The sequence below is a fragment of the Arcobacter denitrificans (SeqCode) genome (assembly GCF_048571185.1).
GTDB classification, from domain to species: domain Bacteria; phylum Campylobacterota; class Campylobacteria; order Campylobacterales; family Arcobacteraceae; genus Arcobacter; species Arcobacter denitrificans.
Genome location: NZ_CP182350.1, coordinates 1228759 through 1244870, shown reverse-complemented (window position 1 = coordinate 1244870; position 16112 = coordinate 1228759). Strand labels below are relative to the sequence as shown.

16 protein-coding genes are annotated in these 16112 nt (G+C 28.8%); 10 read left to right on the top strand and 6 right to left on the bottom strand.

Features of this window, described 5'->3' with window-relative positions; all coding sequences use genetic code 11:
- Positions 1–18 precede the first annotated feature (18 nt).
- The 4 genes from ACNI28_RS06190 (at position 19) to ACNI28_RS06175 (ending at position 2798) form a co-directional block, all read left to right on the top strand.
- Positions 19–1245 (top strand): BaiN/RdsA family NAD(P)/FAD-dependent oxidoreductase, encoded by a 1227-nt coding sequence (locus ACNI28_RS06190; protein ID WP_419766344.1) that lies wholly within the window; start codon positions 19–21, stop codon positions 1243–1245.
- Between the two features lie 53 nt (positions 1246–1298).
- Positions 1299–1880, top strand: a complete 582-nt coding sequence (locus ACNI28_RS06185; protein ID WP_419766343.1) for a hypothetical protein — start codon at positions 1299–1301, stop codon at positions 1878–1880.
- A 269-nt stretch (positions 1881–2149) separates the two neighbouring features.
- Positions 2150–2440 (top strand): nucleotidyltransferase family protein, encoded by a 291-nt coding sequence (locus ACNI28_RS06180; protein WP_419766342.1) that lies wholly within the window; start codon positions 2150–2152, stop codon positions 2438–2440.
- Positions 2433–2798: a HepT-like ribonuclease domain-containing protein gene (locus tag ACNI28_RS06175; protein ID WP_419766341.1), complete on the top strand. Its 366-nt coding sequence runs from the start codon at positions 2433–2435 to the stop codon at positions 2796–2798. The genes ACNI28_RS06180 and ACNI28_RS06175 overlap by 8 nt, the downstream gene beginning before the upstream one ends.
- A gap of 10 nt (positions 2799–2808) precedes the next feature.
- Here the strand turns inward: ACNI28_RS06175 and ACNI28_RS06170 are convergent, their stop codons facing one another.
- The gene (locus tag ACNI28_RS06170; RefSeq protein ID WP_419766340.1) at positions 2809–3012 is read right to left on the bottom strand and encodes a hypothetical protein; all 204 of its coding nucleotides are present in this window, start codon (positions 3010–3012) and stop codon (positions 2809–2811) included.
- A 117-nt stretch (positions 3013–3129) separates the two neighbouring features.
- Here ACNI28_RS06170 and ACNI28_RS06165 point away from each other — a divergent pair, with 117 nt between their 5' ends.
- Positions 3130–3813 (top strand): lysophospholipid acyltransferase family protein, encoded by a 684-nt coding sequence (locus ACNI28_RS06165; RefSeq protein WP_419766339.1) that lies wholly within the window; start codon positions 3130–3132, stop codon positions 3811–3813.
- A gap of 43 nt (positions 3814–3856) precedes the next feature.
- Here the strand turns inward: ACNI28_RS06165 and ACNI28_RS06160 are convergent, their stop codons facing one another.
- The 3 genes from ACNI28_RS06160 to ACNI28_RS06150 all read right to left on the bottom strand — a co-directional run bounded on the left by ACNI28_RS06160 (position 3857) and on the right by ACNI28_RS06150 (position 6820).
- Positions 3857–6004, bottom strand: a complete 2148-nt coding sequence (locus ACNI28_RS06160; RefSeq protein ID WP_419766338.1) for a transporter substrate-binding domain-containing diguanylate cyclase — start codon at positions 6002–6004, stop codon at positions 3857–3859.
- A 66-nt stretch (positions 6005–6070) separates the two neighbouring features.
- The gene (locus ACNI28_RS06155; RefSeq protein WP_419766337.1) at positions 6071–6403 is read right to left on the bottom strand and encodes an antibiotic biosynthesis monooxygenase family protein; all 333 of its coding nucleotides are present in this window, start codon (positions 6401–6403) and stop codon (positions 6071–6073) included.
- Positions 6404–6820, bottom strand: a complete 417-nt coding sequence (locus ACNI28_RS06150; protein WP_419766336.1) for a hypothetical protein — start codon at positions 6818–6820, stop codon at positions 6404–6406.
- A gap of 74 nt (positions 6821–6894) precedes the next feature.
- Between ACNI28_RS06150 and ACNI28_RS06145 the strand changes: the two genes are divergently transcribed.
- Positions 6895–7278: a hypothetical protein gene (locus ACNI28_RS06145; RefSeq protein WP_419766335.1), complete on the top strand. Its 384-nt coding sequence runs from the start codon at positions 6895–6897 to the stop codon at positions 7276–7278.
- Between the two features lie 15 nt (positions 7279–7293).
- Here the strand turns inward: ACNI28_RS06145 and ACNI28_RS06140 are convergent, their stop codons facing one another.
- Positions 7294–7944, bottom strand: a complete 651-nt coding sequence (locus ACNI28_RS06140) for an HAD family hydrolase (protein ID WP_419766334.1) — start codon at positions 7942–7944, stop codon at positions 7294–7296.
- A 294-nt stretch (positions 7945–8238) separates the two neighbouring features.
- On the opposite strand from ACNI28_RS06140, the gene ACNI28_RS06135 reads away from it, so the two are divergent.
- Positions 8239–9900: an acetolactate synthase large subunit gene (locus ACNI28_RS06135; RefSeq protein WP_419766333.1), complete on the top strand. Its 1662-nt coding sequence runs from the start codon at positions 8239–8241 to the stop codon at positions 9898–9900.
- A gap of 1 nt (position 9901) precedes the next feature.
- The gene (locus tag ACNI28_RS06130; RefSeq protein ID WP_419766323.1) at positions 9902–11296 is read left to right on the top strand and encodes an aldehyde dehydrogenase family protein; all 1395 of its coding nucleotides are present in this window, start codon (positions 9902–9904) and stop codon (positions 11294–11296) included.
- Between the two features lie 93 nt (positions 11297–11389).
- Here ACNI28_RS06130 and ACNI28_RS06125 read toward each other — a convergent pair whose 3' ends face one another.
- A complete protein-coding gene (locus tag ACNI28_RS06125) occupies positions 11390–12124 on the bottom strand; it encodes a response regulator transcription factor (protein ID WP_419766332.1) in 735 nt (244 codons plus the stop codon).
- A gap of 169 nt (positions 12125–12293) precedes the next feature.
- Here ACNI28_RS06125 and ACNI28_RS06120 point away from each other — a divergent pair, with 169 nt between their 5' ends.
- Positions 12294–13487, top strand: a complete 1194-nt coding sequence (locus tag ACNI28_RS06120; protein WP_419766331.1) for a response regulator — start codon at positions 12294–12296, stop codon at positions 13485–13487.
- Between the two features lie 27 nt (positions 13488–13514).
- A complete protein-coding gene (locus tag ACNI28_RS06115; RefSeq protein WP_419766330.1) occupies positions 13515–16019 on the top strand; it encodes a transporter substrate-binding domain-containing protein in 2505 nt (834 codons plus the stop codon).
- The last annotated feature ends 93 nt before the right edge of the window (positions 16020–16112 follow it).

Below are 16112 nucleotides of genomic sequence, written 5' to 3'. Positions count from 1 at the left end.
TAAAGATAAAGGCAGACTTTGAAAATAGCAATAATAGGAGCAGGGGCAGCAGGAATAATATCAGCCATCACTGCTAAAAGATTAAATAAAAATATAAAAATAGACCTCTTTGATAACAATAACGCAATAGGTAAAAAGATACTAGCAAGTGGAAATGGAAGATGTAATATCTCTAATACCCAAGCAAGAGTAGAAAACTTCATAGGTGAAAACCCAGAGTTTACAAGCTATGCCTTAAAAGAGTTTGACTATAAAGCCTTTGAAAAGTTTTGTAAAAGTATTGGATTACTCTTAGATATAAAAGAGACAAACAAAGTATACCCCCTATCAAATGAATCAAAATCAGTAGTAAACCTATTAGAAAATGAGCTTGAAAATCTAGGAGTAAATCTAATCCTAGAGACAAAAGTAATAGATATAAAAAAACAAGAAAACAAATTCACAGTAAAAAGTGAAGATAAAGAGTTCAAAGGTTATGACAAAGTAGAAATCAGCTCAGGATTAGGTGCAGCTCCACAGTTAAATGCAACAGAAGAGGGTATGAATATAGCCCAAAGGTTTGGACACACCTACAACCTAACTTATCCCTCACTTGTAGGACTTCACACAGACTTTGAACAAGCGCCAAGAATCCAAGGGGTAAAAAAAGAGGCAAATGTATCTTTATACCTAGATGGAAAAAAAGAGTGTGAAATATATGGTGATGTACTTTTTACAAAATACGGATTATCAGGATTTGCTATTCTTGATATCTCCCAACATGCAGTCTATCCCCTAAGCCTTTACCAAGATGTACAAGTAAGCATAAACCTTTTCCCAAATATAAATAGAAATGAACTCCTAGGGCAAATAGAAAACTTATTTAAAACCTTGCCAAACGCAAATGCAGTTTTACTACTAACAGGAATAGTTTCAAATAAACTAGCTCCAGTAATATGTCAAATAAATAACATAGATAAAGAAACAAAAGCAAAAGATATAAATGCCAAACAAATAAGAGCCATAATAAACACTCTCACAAACTGGAGATTTAAAATCACAGACACCCAAGGCTTCAAACATGCAGAAGCAAGTGGAGGAGGAGTGAGAACTGATGAGGTGGATAATAAAACTTTTGAGAGTAAGAAGGTTCAAAATCTATATTTGGCAGGAGAAGTTTTAGATATAGTTGGGAACCGTGGAGGGTACAACCTACACTTCGCGTGGGCGAGTGGTTATATTGCTGGAAGGGGAATGGTAAAATAGTTCTTTTAGCAAAGTTTGCATTATAATCAAAATTTATTATTTTAGGAGAATGTATGTGGGAGAATGATAAGGGTTTAAATAATGATTTTATTCGACAACGGCGTAATCTAATTATTAGCACAATGTTTGTATTTTTTATCCATCATACAACAATTGAAATTGATAAACTTTCTATTTTTGGCATTTCTTTTAATATTGTACATAAGTCAAATGATTTACTTATAATGATTTATATTATTTGGATTTATTTTTTTTACAGATATTCGCAATATTTTTATGATATTGGTAATGGAGTTTTTATTGGTAGTTTTAAGTCTGTAAATGCAAAAGAAATTAATAAGATAGTTTGTCCTTATATAAAGCAAGAAGAACCAGACGCTATAAATATCTTTGGTTCACCTATTAGGATAGAAAACAAAAATAATAAGTATTTTTACAGTGGAGAATTAAAACAAATAGTTGTTAATAATATACCTCAAGAAAGAAGGTTTACATTAGAAATACCCAAAAAGTTAATATATAAAGTTTATTTTAAAAGTCTTTTAGAAGTTATATTTTTTAAAAGTACTTTTACAGATACTATTTTACCAATTATTATGTTTATTGGAACAGTTTTTTATATAGCACTTAAGTAAACAAATAATTAATAGAAGTTTTGACATTTCACCAAGCTGTGAGCTAATAGTAAGCTTTACCTTTGACAACTGGGCTGGTGGCTTTTTGTTTTACTTTTTGCCACCATGCAGGAACGTAGTGACTAAATCCCGGAGGGTAAAAAGTAAAGAAGCGGAAACTGAAAGTTTTCAAGAGCAAAAGCCTAGAATTTATTATCTATAAGTTCATTATTTTATTTAACAACAACATTTTGTTATAATAACATTCACACATTATCAAAGGAATCTAAATGACTAAAAAAGATATTTTAGAAAAACTTTCAGAAAAAAAAGATTACATACAAAATACTTTTGAAGTTGATAAAATTGGACTATTTGGAAGTTATGTAAAAGATATGCAAACTGAAAATAGTGATATTGATATTTATGTAGAATTTAAAAATAAAACATTTAAAAATATTTCAGGTTTATGGGTGTTTTTGGAAGAACTTTATAATAAGAAAATAGATTTAATGCACAAGCACAAAAGAAGTAATGGTGCCATCTTTAATGAAATTCAAAAAGAAGTTATATATGGATAAGTCAACAACTATTGAACTTATTAATTTTATTTTAGAAAGTATCAGACTTATAAATAGAAGATTTAAAAATATCAAATCAGGTGATGAGTTTTTAGATTCAGATGATGGACTTGATAAGTTAGATGCTATCTCAATGAGAATTCAAGCTATTGGAGAGGCATTAAAAAATCTTAATAAAAGAGAAGAGGAACTACTTTTAAGAGTTGCAGATAAAGGTTATTGGAGTAGAATCATTAAAACTAGAGATTTTATCTCTCATCATTATGTTGATATTGATGCTGAAACAGTTTTTGATATTTGTTCTAATGAACTAGAAGAGTTAGAAAGAAAGATTTTAGAAGTTAAAAATAATAATTAAGTCTCTTTTTTTATACGCCCAATTTATCAAATTTTTCTTTTAAAACAACAACTTTTCTAATCTTCTCTATCTCAAAGTTACCACTATCAGTATAAATCAAATCATTCTCAAACTTTAAAATCTTGACACTTTTAAAACTCTTTTGCTCATACATAAAACAGACAAAATTTTTATCTTCCATAGCTTTTAATAAAAAGCGTTGTTCTATATTCATAATAACTCCTAAAACTATTTTATATCATACTTTTAATCCAATAGTCAAATGTAAAATCAAAACCAATGATTCCCCTAAGTTCAACTGGATATACTACGAAAAAATACTAGGATATTATTGAATTTCAAACAAATAAGTATGGCAATATATGCCACATATCTCACAAATAAATATGGATTTAAACTCAAAAAAGTAAAAAACTCTCAAGAAAGATTTGATTTACGATTAGAATATGCTCAAGAACTATTAGGAAAACTAAACATAAGTGTTGAAGTAATAAACAAAGAAAAACTGCCACTTGATGGAAAGTATTTAGTGGTGTCAAATCATAGAAGTATCATAGACCCTTTGATTATCGAACTTGCTTTAAGAAGTAGTAAAATCAATGGTTTTTGGGTAGCTAAGAAAGAGTTATATAACTCTTTCTTCTTTGGAACATTTACCCAAAATGCTGGAACAGTTCTCTTAGATAGAGATGCCTCAAATATGACACCATTTTTTAAAGATAGTAAAAAAGTAGTAAAAGAGGGACACTCTTTGTATATTTTTCCAGAGGGAACTAGAAATAAAGATAATACAGCTTTGTCGTCTTTTAAAGAAGGTTCACGAATAATAGCTTTAAAAAACAGATTGCCTATTTTACCTGTATATATAAAATCAAATGCAAATGAGGTTTTAGAAGATGCTATTAAAAATAGGACAAAAGGCTTGAAAGTTCAAATAGAAATTGGTGATATAATTGACTACAAAGATAAGACAGCTTTAGAAGAGAACTATAGAAAACAGTTTATAAAAGAGTAGGTTTAAAACAATTTCAAAACCTATCTTTTAAAACAAGAATTTTTTAACCTTTTACAGTGACTCTATTTCTACCAGAATTTTTAGATTCATAAAGTGCTTCATCTGCTCTTTTCAAAATTGATTCAACTGTATCATTCTCTTTTAATATGGCAACTCCAAAACTAGTGGTTATTTTTCCTATTTTTCCAAAGTCATACTTTTCTATATCTTTACGGATAATTTCCATTAAGTTATATACACCCTCTTCTTGGGACTCAGGACAAATAATTACAAACTCTTCCCCTCCAAATCTACCTACAAAATCTGTTTTTCTAATATGTGTTTTTAAGATATCTGAAATCTCTACTAAGACTTTATCTCCAGCTTGATGTCCAAAGGAATCATTTACTTTTTTAAAGTGGTCAATATCTATAATGGCTACACCAAAGGGATGTTTAAATCTCTCATATCTATTTAACTCCGTGTGTAAGAGTTCATCTAGTTTTCTTCTATTATATAAATTTGTTAGTTTATCTGTAATTGCAAGTCTTTTTAGCTCTTTGTTTTTCTCTTGGATATCTTTTTTGGCTTGTTTTAATAAGTTGTTGGTCTGCATGAGTTTTCTATTCCAATATATAATAAGCACAATTAAAAGTATCGCAGTAATTGATATCTCCCAGACAAGAGCATAGTCTACACCTTTTTGGTATTTTATAGGAATCCATTTTCTGAAAATTTCTCTATGCATCTCATTTGTTATTTTATTAACTGATTTTTGTAAAATAGTTAATAAGGTTTTGTCTTCTTTAACAACAGCGATTGATAGTTTTAGATTTTCAGATATTTTTCCTGCTATTTTTAGCTCCCCAAAATAGTTTTGTTGAAACTCATACCCTATACTAGCCAAGGTATCTATGTACCCAAATAGTTTCCCATCTTTAACTTTGTCTAGACCTTCTTTTATATTAGTTACTTCTATTAGATTTAAAGAAGGATATTTTTGCCTGAGTATTTTTACAAAAGCATCTCCTTTTATAATACCTATTCTTTCCCCTTCTAAATCCAATATATTATTTATAAAAGGTACATTAACTCTTGTTGCTACTACTAGAGGAACTTCTAAATAACTACTTGTAAAGTTTAGATATTTTTTTCTCTGTGGGGTTTCCATTCCTAAAGCTAACATATCACACTTATGTTGTTTTATAAAAGTGATTGATTCATTCCAGTTTTTTGTTTTTACAAGTTCGAATTTTGCTGATAGCATTTTTTCAAATAGATTATAATAATCTGAACTCATTCCCGAATGTTCATCTTTTTCATTAAGTCCTTCAAAGGGTAATCCATCTGGGTTTATACAGTATTTGATGATATTTGTATTTACATAAGCTTTTTCTTCTTTATTAAGTTCAATATGACCACCTTTATACTCTTTTATTGAACCAATCCATTTAGTAACTAAAGCTTCTTTCTCTTTGCTTGTTATGGAAGTAAGCGCTTTTTGTAAGATAGAACTCAAAAGTGGTTTCTCAGGCTGAACACCAAATCTCAAATCCTCTTTTTTTGTATTGGGAAGAGTCAATTCACTAGCAAGTTTCAAATTTGAATAGAGGTTCTTTTTAATAAGATAATTTATGTTTGTAAGGTTTTGAATCAGAGCAGCAATTTTGCCAAAAACTAAATCTTTTGTTAAATCAGCGTAGTTATCATAAAAAACCAAGTTCATAGTTTCTAGGTTCTCTAACTCTTTTACATAAAATACATCTTTTAAGACTCCTACTTTTTTGTCTTTAAGACTTTTTATTCCATTATATTCTCCAAAAGAATCCCTTACAAATATCATAATTGGTATTTCATAATATGCACTTGTAAAAGTAGTAAAAGGTTCTCTATATTTTTTATATGAAATACTAGTAATCATATCTACCTCTTTATTTTTAAAGGAGGTATAAATATTTGTCCATTTGTCTATTTTTTTCTCAAACTGTAATCCTGTTCTTTGGGAAATCATATTCAACAAATCATGCTCAAACCCGACAGGTGTACTATTTATATAGTATGTAAAAGGTGTGAAGTCTGGCATCATTGCAACTTTGATGACAGGATTTGATGCAATAAACTCTTTTTCTTCTTTTGTAAGTTTAAGGGAATCGGCTAGTGCATTAATTGAAAAACAAAAAATAATGAGTATTTGTATAAATAATGTTTTCATTTTTATCCTTAAATAGGAAATTATTATATCAATTAAAACTTTTGAAGAAGGTTTATCTTAAATTATTTATTTTGAGTCTGCTGGGATTTCTTCTCTTTTGTTCATGCTATAATCTCTAACAACCTTAGAAACTCTAATACGATAGTCATCAAAAAGTTCTTCTCTTCCTTTTTGTTGGGCGATTCTATGTTCAAATAGATTTCTCCATAAAGTTATGGCCTCTTCATCTTCCCAAAATGATAGGCTTAGAAGTTTATCTTTATTTGTTAGACTTTGAAATCTCTCTATTGAGATAAAACCTTTTTGTTTTTCTAAAAACAATTTTAGCTGTGAAGCTATATTTAGGTACTCTTCTTTGCCATTTTTATTAGGCCAAACTTCAAATATCACTGCATACATTTATTCTTCCTTTGGTGAAAAATTATCATAAACCCACGGTACTACAATCTGTGCCTCTTTTTTTGAAATAAAACCTTTTAGAGATGGCATATAATCAAAGTGTTTAAAAATAACCTCTTCACAATAACTTTTTTGTGGGGTAGGCTCAAAAATATAGTCATTTATAAATTCAATTACAAGTTCTCTTAACTCTTCTTTATTTTTTGGCTCTTCAACTGCCTCTATGCCTATATTTAAATTCTTCATTACCATTAAAATATTTGGTCCAACTTGTGCTTTTTTTTCTTCTATATTATCTGGATAATCTAAAGCGTGGCACATTTGGCACTTTTTTTGATAGATGATTTGAGGATTTGTTAAGTTGTTGGCTAAAGAGAAACTAATTAAAAATAAAAAAACAGATAAGTTTCTAATCATAATTTACTCCTTTTATATTTAAAAAAAGTATAACATATTATAATAGCAGATATATTTTACAGAGGATTTATATAATGGATAATACGAAAATCGTACAAGAACCACAAAACTCATATGAAGAGAAATTATCACAAGAAAACTATAATATAAATGTTGCTTTTTATATACATTTAAAAGAGTATAATAATTCAGTACGTGATGAATTAGAAAAAAGATTAAGTGAAGTGTTTTTGTTTTCTAAAGGTGTTGAATGGAAGTTTGACAGTTTTGGTATAGAAAAGGCAGGTTCAAGAGGAAAAGATATCTTAGGGTATTTTATTTTTAGAACGGCAAACTTAAGTGACCTTCAAAAGTTATTTGCCAAAGAGTTTGGAGATTATAAAAATGCTTCAAAGATAACTTGCTCTGTTGCAGAGTATAAAAAGATTGATGAAAAGTTTTTTGAAGTAGAACTGTAAGATAGAAAACCTATCTTACAGGGATGTTACATATTCAACTATATCCATAGGCTTATGTGCTATAAAATCAGCTCCAGCTTCTTTTAACTCTTCAATTGGCCTAAATCCCCATGCTACACCTATACTTTTCATATTTGCATTTTTTGCTGTTTTTATATCTGTGGAAGTATCCCCTATAAAAATCATATCTTCAAGATTGGTGTTTAGTTTCGTAGCAATTTGAATAGCCATAGTTGGGTTTGGTTTTTTAGGAATATCTACTTTTTGTCCATGAATCTCATGAAAATTAAAATTATTAAATAGGTTTTCCATATATTTTAGAGTAAATTTGTGGGGCTTATTTGATAAAACAGCTTTTTTTATGTTTAAAGATTCTGTTTTTTCTAACATTTCATAAATACCCTCATAAGCAAAGGTGTTATTGTGTGTATTTTGTTCATACTGTTCAATAAAACTTTTTAACACCTTTTTTATCTCTTCTTCATTTGAATTATCAGGCATAGCATTTTTTACTAAAACTAAGGCACCATCGCCTACAAAGTAATTATATTTTTCAATTTCATGACTTGGGTAATTATGTTTTTTTAAAACATTATTCATACTAAGTGCTATATCCAAAAGTGAATTTATTAGTGTTCCATCAAGATCAAATATCAGAGATTTCATTTATGTTTTTCCTAAACTTTTTTAATGATTTTACATTAAAAAACTAAATAAAAAATAAGGATAATTTATTAAAATAGGCATGGACTTAAAACTTAATTTATTTAGAAAAAAAAATCTAGTTATTTTATTTAATGTAACTATAATCTTGAGTTTTAAAAAAAGTGTGTAATAATAGAACTAAAATTAATTTTTTTATATTCAGTATAAGGAAAATTTAATTTTAAGACTTTTTAAACATTATTTGTGAGAAACTTATCAAAATAAAAATTTTAAACAATAAACAAAGGGAATAAAATGAAGGCATCTGATTTATTTGTTAAAGCCTTAGAAAACGAAGGCGTTGAGTACATATTTGGAATACCGGGGGAAGAAAACTTAGATTTTTTAGAATCTCTAAGAACATCAAACATTAAACTAGTTTTAACTAGACACGAACAAGGTGCAGGATTTATGGCTGCAACTTATGGAAGACTTACAGGAAAAGTAGGAGTTTGTATCTCTACTCTTGGCCCTGGAGCTACTAACTTTGCTACAAGTGCAGCATATGCACAACTTGGTGGTATGCCATCATTGATGATTACTGGGCAAAAACCAATTAAAAAATCAAAACAGGGAAGATTTCAAATTATTGATATCGTTGGTATGATGAAACCAATGACAAAATATGCTAAACAAGTGGTAAATGCTAATAATATTCCATCAATGGTTAGAGAATCATTTAAAATAGCAACTGCAGAAAGACCAGGTGCTGTTCATATTGAGTTACCAGAAGATATTGCTGAAGAAGAGTCAACTTCTGATTATTTATATCCAGTACAACATGTAAGATATCCATATGCTGATAAAGCAACTATCTTACAAGCAGTTAGAATGATAGAAACTGCAAAAAAACCACTTATTTTAATAGGTGCAGGTGCTAATAGAAATAGAATTGGTGATGCATTAACTGATTTTGTTAATGATTCAGGAATTCCATTCTTCACTACTCAAATGGGTAAAGGTGTTGTTGATGATAATCATAAATTATGTTTAGGAACTGCTGCATTATCTTCAGCAGATTTTATTCATGCAGCAATTGAAACTTCTGACTTAATTATTAATGTTGGTCATGATGTTATTGAAAAACCACCATTTTTTATGGAAGAGGGACCTGATGCTACTAAAGTTATTCATATTAACTTTTCTCCATCTGAAGTTGACCCAACATATTTCCCACACTTAGATGTTGTAGGTGATATTGCTGGAAGTATTGCAGATTTAAATAGAGCATTATCTCCACAAGAGCATTGGGACTTTGATTTCTTTAAATTAATTATCAAAACAATCAATGTAAGATTAACTAAATATTTTGGTGATATGAGATTCCCTATTTTACCTCAAAGAGCAGTAAAAACTATTAGAGATATTCTTGGACCTGATGATATTTTAACTTTAGATAATGGTGTTTATAAAATCTGGTTTGCTAGAAACTATAAAGCTGCTAGACCAAATACATTATTATTAGATAATGCACTTGCAACAATGGGAGCTGGACTTCCTTCTGCAATGGCTGCAAAAATGGTACATCCAGAGAAAAAAGTTGTTACAGTTTGTGGTGATGGTGGATTTATGATGAATTCACAAGAGCTTGAAACTGCAGTTAGACTTGGACTTGACCTTACTGTTGTAATCTTAAATGACAATGCCTTTGGTATGATCAAATGGAAACAAACAGGTATGGGATTTGATACATTTGGACTTGACTATGGTAACCCTGACTTTGTAAAATATGCAGAGTCTTATGGCGCAACTGGACATAGACCTACATCTTGTGAAGAGTTTACTGAAACTTTAGATAAATGTGTAAATGGGAAAGGTGTACATTTAATTGATTTAGCTGTAGATTATTCTTTAAATCACGCTATTTTAAATGACCTTGTGAAAAATGCTGAAACATTATTAGAAGAAGGAGAGTAGAATGAGTAAAACAATAGAAGTAACATCACCGTTTGATAGTAAAGTAGTAGGAAGTGTACCATTTAGTACAGTAGAAGAAGTAGAAGCTGCGATAGAGTTAGCAAGCAATACATTTTTAGACCAAAGTAAAGTATTACCAACATATAAAAGAGTTGAGATATTAGAAAAAGTTGTAGAAATAATGTCATCTCAAGTAGATGAATTAACAAAACTTTGTGCTAGCGAAGGTGGTAAACCTTGGATGGATTCTCAAGTAGAAGTGAATAGAGCAATCAATGGTGTAAAACTAGCAATTGAAGCTCTAGGAGCAAGAGAAGGTAAACAAATAGCTATGGGACATACAGCTTCTAGTGCAAATAGAATGGCTTATACATTCAAAGAACCTATCGGTGTTGTTGCTGCTATTTCAGCATTTAATCATCCTCTAAACCTAGCAATTCATCAAGTAATTCCTGCAATTGCAGTTGGTTGTTCAGTAGTAATTAAACCAGCAACTCAAACTCCAATGTCAGCTATTAGATTAGTTGAGATTTTAGAAGAGGCTGGTCTTCCAGCTGGTTGGGCACAAGCTGTAGTTTGTGATAGAAAAGGTGGAGAGTTACTTGCAACTAGCCCTAAAGTAAATGCATTAACTTTCATTGGTTCTGGTGCTGTTGGTTGGTACCTAAACTCTAAAGTTGCAAATGGAACAAGAGTTGCCCTAGAACATGGTGGAGTTGCACCAGTAATCGTAGAAGCAGATGCTGATATCGATGACTTAATTCCATCAATTGGAAAAGGTGGTTTCTACCATGCTGGTCAAGTTTGTGTTTCTGTACAAAGAGTGTTTGTTCATGAATCAATCGTTGATGAAGTAGCTTCTAAACTTTCTGATTATGCATCTAAATTAGTTGTAGGTGATCAATTAGACCCTAAAACTGAAGTTGGACCACTTATTAACCATAATGAAGTTAATAGAGTTGAAGAGTGGGTAAATGAAGCAGTAACTAAAGGTGGAAAAATACTAGTTGGTGGAAAAAGAATTTCTGATTCTTGTTATGAACCAACTGTAATTGTAAACCCAGCAGATGATGCTTTAGTTTCAACTAAAGAAGTGTTTGGACCAGTAGTTTGTGTTTATTCTTACTCAGATATAGAAGAAGCATTTAATAGAGCAAATGCTTTAGAAGTATCTTTCCAAGCAGCAGTGTTTACTAAAAATGTAGATACAGCATTAAAAGCAGTAAAAAGATTAAATGGAACAGCAGTAATGGTAAATGACCATACAGCATTTAGAGTTGACTGGATGCCATTTGGAGGAGCAAAAGCTTCTGGACTTGGATTAGGTGGAATTCACCATTCAATGGAAGAGTGTTCAAATGAGAAATTAATGGTTATCAAATCTCCTGTATTATAATTATTTAAAATATTCTAATTAAAAAAAGGGGGAGAAGCCTAGTTGCTTCACCCCTTTTTTTATGACTTCTATATATGCTTATTTTTTATAATCTTATTGACAATCAGCCTTATAACCCATGCCATAAATATTTTTGATATGTAAATTAGGTACTTTCTTTCGTAAACGGGATATGATATTTTTAAGATTACTAATATCTGCACTTACATCAAAATCTTCAAACCAAATGGTATTGATTAGTTCATCTGCAGTACATATCTTTCCATTGTTACTAAGTATCGTATTTAGAAATATAATTTCTTTTTTAGTGAGTTCTATTATAGTATCACCTTTAACTAGTTTTTTATTGTCTTTTTCCCAAACTAAAGTTTCATCAATCCTTACAATATTACTATTGTCGTTAAAGTTTTGCTGATAGATTTCATTAGATAGTTGAAAGATATCGTTTAAAAAAATAGAATAATCTATAGGCTTAGTAAAAAATTGATGTATTCCCAAATTAACTAAAGGTAAGAGATAATCAAATTCACTTCTTGCAGATAAAATCACAACTTTTTGATCTTTTCTAATTTTATATATTGCATCTACTAATTCTACACCATCATAGTTTGGCATTTTAATATCTGATATGATTAAATCATAATATTTATTTGTATTTTCGTAGTATTCTTTATATCTATTAAGTCCATCCAGTCCATCAACTGCTGTTGTAACTTTTGGAAAAATATCTAAAAGTAATTCATTAAACTCTTTTCTAAAGTCTATATCATCTTCAACAAAAAGTACATGTAAATCTTTAGTATATTTTTTTAATAAACCATAATCCATTAAAATCCTTTTAACACGCTATGTTAACATGTTGTTTCTTATAATAATGTATAAAAGAGGCAATAGAATAGTTCTCTTAAGTGATTATAATATGTTAATATATTATATTTTATGCTACTATTTGAGTACTATTTACTGTTAAACTATGTAAAAAATAAAAAGAGATTCTATGATAGATAAACAAATCCTTAACAATATAACTGTTCTTTATGCAGAAGATGAATCTATAATACAAGAAGGAATAACAGAAACTCTAAGCCTATTTGGGATAGATGTTATTTGTGCTCAAAATGGGCAAGATGCTTTGTCTATTTTTAAATCTTCTCCACATAAAATAGACTTAATATTAACAGATGTAAAAATGCCAAAACTAGATGGGCTTGGTATGATTGAAAAGATTAGAGAAATCGATAAAGAAATCCCTATAATTATTACATCAGCACACCAAGAAACAACGTTTCTTATGCAATCTATTGAGTTAAATATTAGTGCTTATGTATTAAAACCAATTGATATATATAAACTGCAAGAGAGTCTATTAAAAGCAGTGGAATCAAAAGTTTTAAAAGAGAAACTAATAGAAAAAAATGAAAAACTTGAAATAGAAATCCAAAAAAATGAAGAAAAACAGCAGATAATAGAAAATCAATCAAGATTTGCAGCAATGGGTGAGATGATAGGCATGATAGCTCATCAATGGAGACAACCTTTATCTTCAATTGGAACAGCATCTTATAATTTAAAATATAAACTAGCCTCTGGAAAATATGATTTAGAAACAAAAGAGGGTAGAGAAGAACAGAAAAGCTTTTTTAGTACAAAACTAGATGAAATAGAATTTTATGTACAAAGTTTAACTACAACAATAGATGACTTTAGAAACTTTTTTAAAACAGACAAAGTATTTGTTAATACAACTATTGAAAATCCTATTAACAATACTCTTAAAATGGTACAAAAAGATTTAGAGGGCAATAATATTGGTCTTATAGTAAATCTTAACAGTAAGAATAAAATTGATATTTATGAAAATGAAATTGTTCATGTACTCATAAATATACTGAAAAATGCTCAAGATAAACATTTAGAAAAAAAGACACAAGATGCCAAAATTGAAATAAAAACTCAGGATTTAGATAATGGTATAAAAATAGAGATATATGATAATGGTGGAGGAATTGAAGAGGAGTATATAGATAAGATATTTGAACCGTACTTTTCTACTAAAGAAGAGAAAAATGGTACAGGGATAGGCCTTTATATGTCAAAGATTATAATAGAGAATCACCATGATGGAAAATTATTTGCTACAAATACTAAAGATGGTATCTTTTTTTCCATAATTTTGCATACTGTGATATAATCAAACAAAAATTTCTGGAGCTACTGTTTGAAGTTTATTATTCTAATCTTTTTATTTTCAAATATTTTATTTGCACAAACTCCTACTTTAACTCAAGAAGAAAAAGAGTGGATTCAAAATAATAAAGTAAAAATTGGTATTACAGATTTGTATCCTTTGAGTTATCTAAATAAAAAGTATGAAAAAGATGGTTTTGCAAATGATATTTTAGAAATAATCATAAAAAAATTTAAAATAAAGACTAGAACTGTAGATATTAATGAAGGTAATATAGAATTTGCTTTTGAAAATGAAGAAGTAGATTTAATGCCAATCTTAAATAAGGGAAAAACAAAAAATAATTATGGGGTCTATTCTTCTAAAGTTTTACAGATTAAAAGAATCTTATTTGTAAAAAAAGAAGAAAATAATATTAACACCTTTGATGATTTAAAGCATAAAAAAATTGCAATTGTAAGTGATGTAGAAGACATATCAGATATAAAGGAAAAGCATTCTGATATAAAAGTTATAGAGACAAAAAACATGCAGGAGTCTGTACAAAAACTTCTTGAAGGTGATGTTAATGCCTTAATAGCATCTCCAATTATTATTCAAGAGTATTTAGAAGATAATTTAATTATTGATTTAAAAGCTATGCCTCTTATAAGTTTTGAACCAACAAACTTATATTTTCTTATCAAAAATGATAAAACAGAACTTCAGTCAATTTTAGAAAAAGGATTAAATTCTATTTCAATAAGGGAAAAAAAAGAACTTTTCGATAAGTGGTTTTTAAAGGATTTAGCTCATTTACCTTTAATATTTTCTAAGAAAGAGAAAGATTATTTAGAAACAAAATTAAGTATATCCATGTGTGTTGATCCAGACTGGATGCCATATGAAAAGATAGAAAATCATAAACATGTTGGAATCGTTGCTGACTATATTAAAAGTTTCCAAAAAAAGATTAACATTCCCATAGAGCTTGTGGAAACACAGAACTGGAGTCAATCTTTAGAGTATGTAAAAAGCAGAAAGTGTGATATTTTAGCCCTTGTAATGGATACCCAACAAAGGCGAGACTACATGAGTTTTACAAAACCATATGTTACTGCTCCTTTGGTTTTAGTTACTAAAAGAACTGTAACATTTATAAGTGATTTAAAAACTTTAAAAGATAAAAAAATAGGTATTCAAAAAGATTTTGCATACAATGAAATAATAAGACGTAGTTATCCAAATATTGAAGTTGTAGATCAAGAGCACTTACGTATAGGATTAAAGAAAGTTGAAAGGGGAGAACTTTTTGGTCAAGTAACAACTCATCTAAATGTAGCTTATGCCTTTCAAGAAGAGTTTTATGGTAGTTTGCAAATATCTGGTAAGTTTGATGACCAATGGAAATTATCAGTTGGTGTAAGAAATGATGATCCAATACTTTTAAATATCTTTGAGAAACTCGTTGATTCCATAAGCGAAGAAACTACACAAAAAATTATGAATGACTGGGTTTCAGTTAAATACGAAAAAGTATTTGATTATGAGCTATTTTGGAAGGTTATGGCTTTTTTTATTTTTATTTTGTTAGTAATCTTATATACATATATGTTACAACGTAGATACATTAGAAAGTTGACAAATGTAAAAGAAGAAATCGAGATGTTAAATAGTACTTTAGAGAGAAAAGTTAAATTAAGAACTAGAGAACTAGAACTTTCAAATAGAAAGCTCAAATTTAAGACTTCAGAGCTTGAATATTTAAATAATACTCTAGACATTAGAATAAAAGAAGAGATTGACAATAGAAAAAAACAAGAACAAATGTTGATTCAGCAATCAAAACTTGCAGAAATGGGTGAAATGATAAGTATGATTGCCCATCAATGGAGACAACCTTTAAGTGCATTGAGTACAGTTGTTCAGAATATACATTTAAGATATTCTCTTGGCAAACTTGATAAAGAGTATTTGGATAAACAGAAAGTTTTAAGTACAGCACTTACAGAAAAAATGTCTCAAACTATTAATGATTTTAGAAACTTTTTTAAACCCAACAAAGAAAAACAACCATTTTCAGTAGAAGAAGCACTTCAAAAAACAATTTTTCTTATTGATGATAGTTTTAAAAGTTATAATATTAGAATTGAAAATATGATTTCAGATGATTTTATTATACATGGATTTCAAAGTGAACTTTCTCAAGTTTTATTAAATATTCTTACTAACTCAAAAGATGCATTTTTAGAAACAGATATTAAAGACCCATGTATAACAATAAAAACAAAAAGAGCTCAAACTCATATTCAAATATTAATCTCAGACAATGCAGGTGGAATAAATGAATCAATTATTAATAAAATATTTGAACCTTATTTTACAACTAAAGAGAACTACAATGGAACAGGTCTTGGTTTATATATGAGTAAAATGATTATAGAACAAAATATGCAAGGGCATTTAAGTGCTAAAAATATCTCAAATGGAGTTAAGTTTTCTATTTATATTCCACTTAGTTTTAACAATGATCTCTTAACAAAAAATAAGATTTAAAGCAAATAAAAAATCTTTCATAATGATACTATTTAAATACACTCTTCAGTAATAATTCTTCAAGCTAAATAAATATCAAAAATAACAAGTTAG

What these genes read in the sequence shown, in the direction of transcription:
- ACNI28_RS06160 (WP_419766338.1), bottom strand. Translation starts at nt 6,004, where the DNA reads ATGAAAACATTATTTATACAAATACTCATTATTTTTTGTTTTTCAATT.
- ACNI28_RS06130 (WP_419766323.1), top strand. Translation starts at nt 9,902, where the DNA reads ATGAGTAAAACAATAGAAGTAACATCACCGTTTGATAGTAAAGTAGTA.
- ACNI28_RS06145 (WP_419766335.1), top strand. Translation starts at nt 6,895, where the DNA reads ATGGATAATACGAAAATCGTACAAGAACCACAAAACTCATATGAAGAG.
- ACNI28_RS06170 (WP_419766340.1), bottom strand. Translation starts at nt 3,012, where the DNA reads ATGAATATAGAACAACGCTTTTTATTAAAAGCTATGGAAGATAAAAAT.
- ACNI28_RS06140 (WP_419766334.1), bottom strand. Translation starts at nt 7,944, where the DNA reads ATGAAATCTCTGATATTTGATCTTGATGGAACACTAATAAATTCACTT.
- ACNI28_RS06185 (WP_419766343.1), top strand. Translation starts at nt 1,299, where the DNA reads ATGTGGGAGAATGATAAGGGTTTAAATAATGATTTTATTCGACAACGG.
- ACNI28_RS06135 (WP_419766333.1), top strand. Translation starts at nt 8,239, where the DNA reads ATGAAGGCATCTGATTTATTTGTTAAAGCCTTAGAAAACGAAGGCGTT.
- ACNI28_RS06155 (WP_419766337.1), bottom strand. Translation starts at nt 6,403, where the DNA reads ATGTATGCAGTGATATTTGAAGTTTGGCCTAATAAAAATGGCAAAGAA.
- ACNI28_RS06120 (WP_419766331.1), top strand. Translation starts at nt 12,294, where the DNA reads ATGATAGATAAACAAATCCTTAACAATATAACTGTTCTTTATGCAGAA.
- ACNI28_RS06150 (WP_419766336.1), bottom strand. Translation starts at nt 6,820, where the DNA reads ATGATTAGAAACTTATCTGTTTTTTTATTTTTAATTAGTTTCTCTTTA.
- ACNI28_RS06180 (WP_419766342.1), top strand. Translation starts at nt 2,150, where the DNA reads ATGACTAAAAAAGATATTTTAGAAAAACTTTCAGAAAAAAAAGATTAC.
- ACNI28_RS06125 (WP_419766332.1), bottom strand. Translation starts at nt 12,124, where the DNA reads ATGGATTATGGTTTATTAAAAAAATATACTAAAGATTTACATGTACTT.
- ACNI28_RS06175 (WP_419766341.1), top strand. Translation starts at nt 2,433, where the DNA reads ATGGATAAGTCAACAACTATTGAACTTATTAATTTTATTTTAGAAAGT.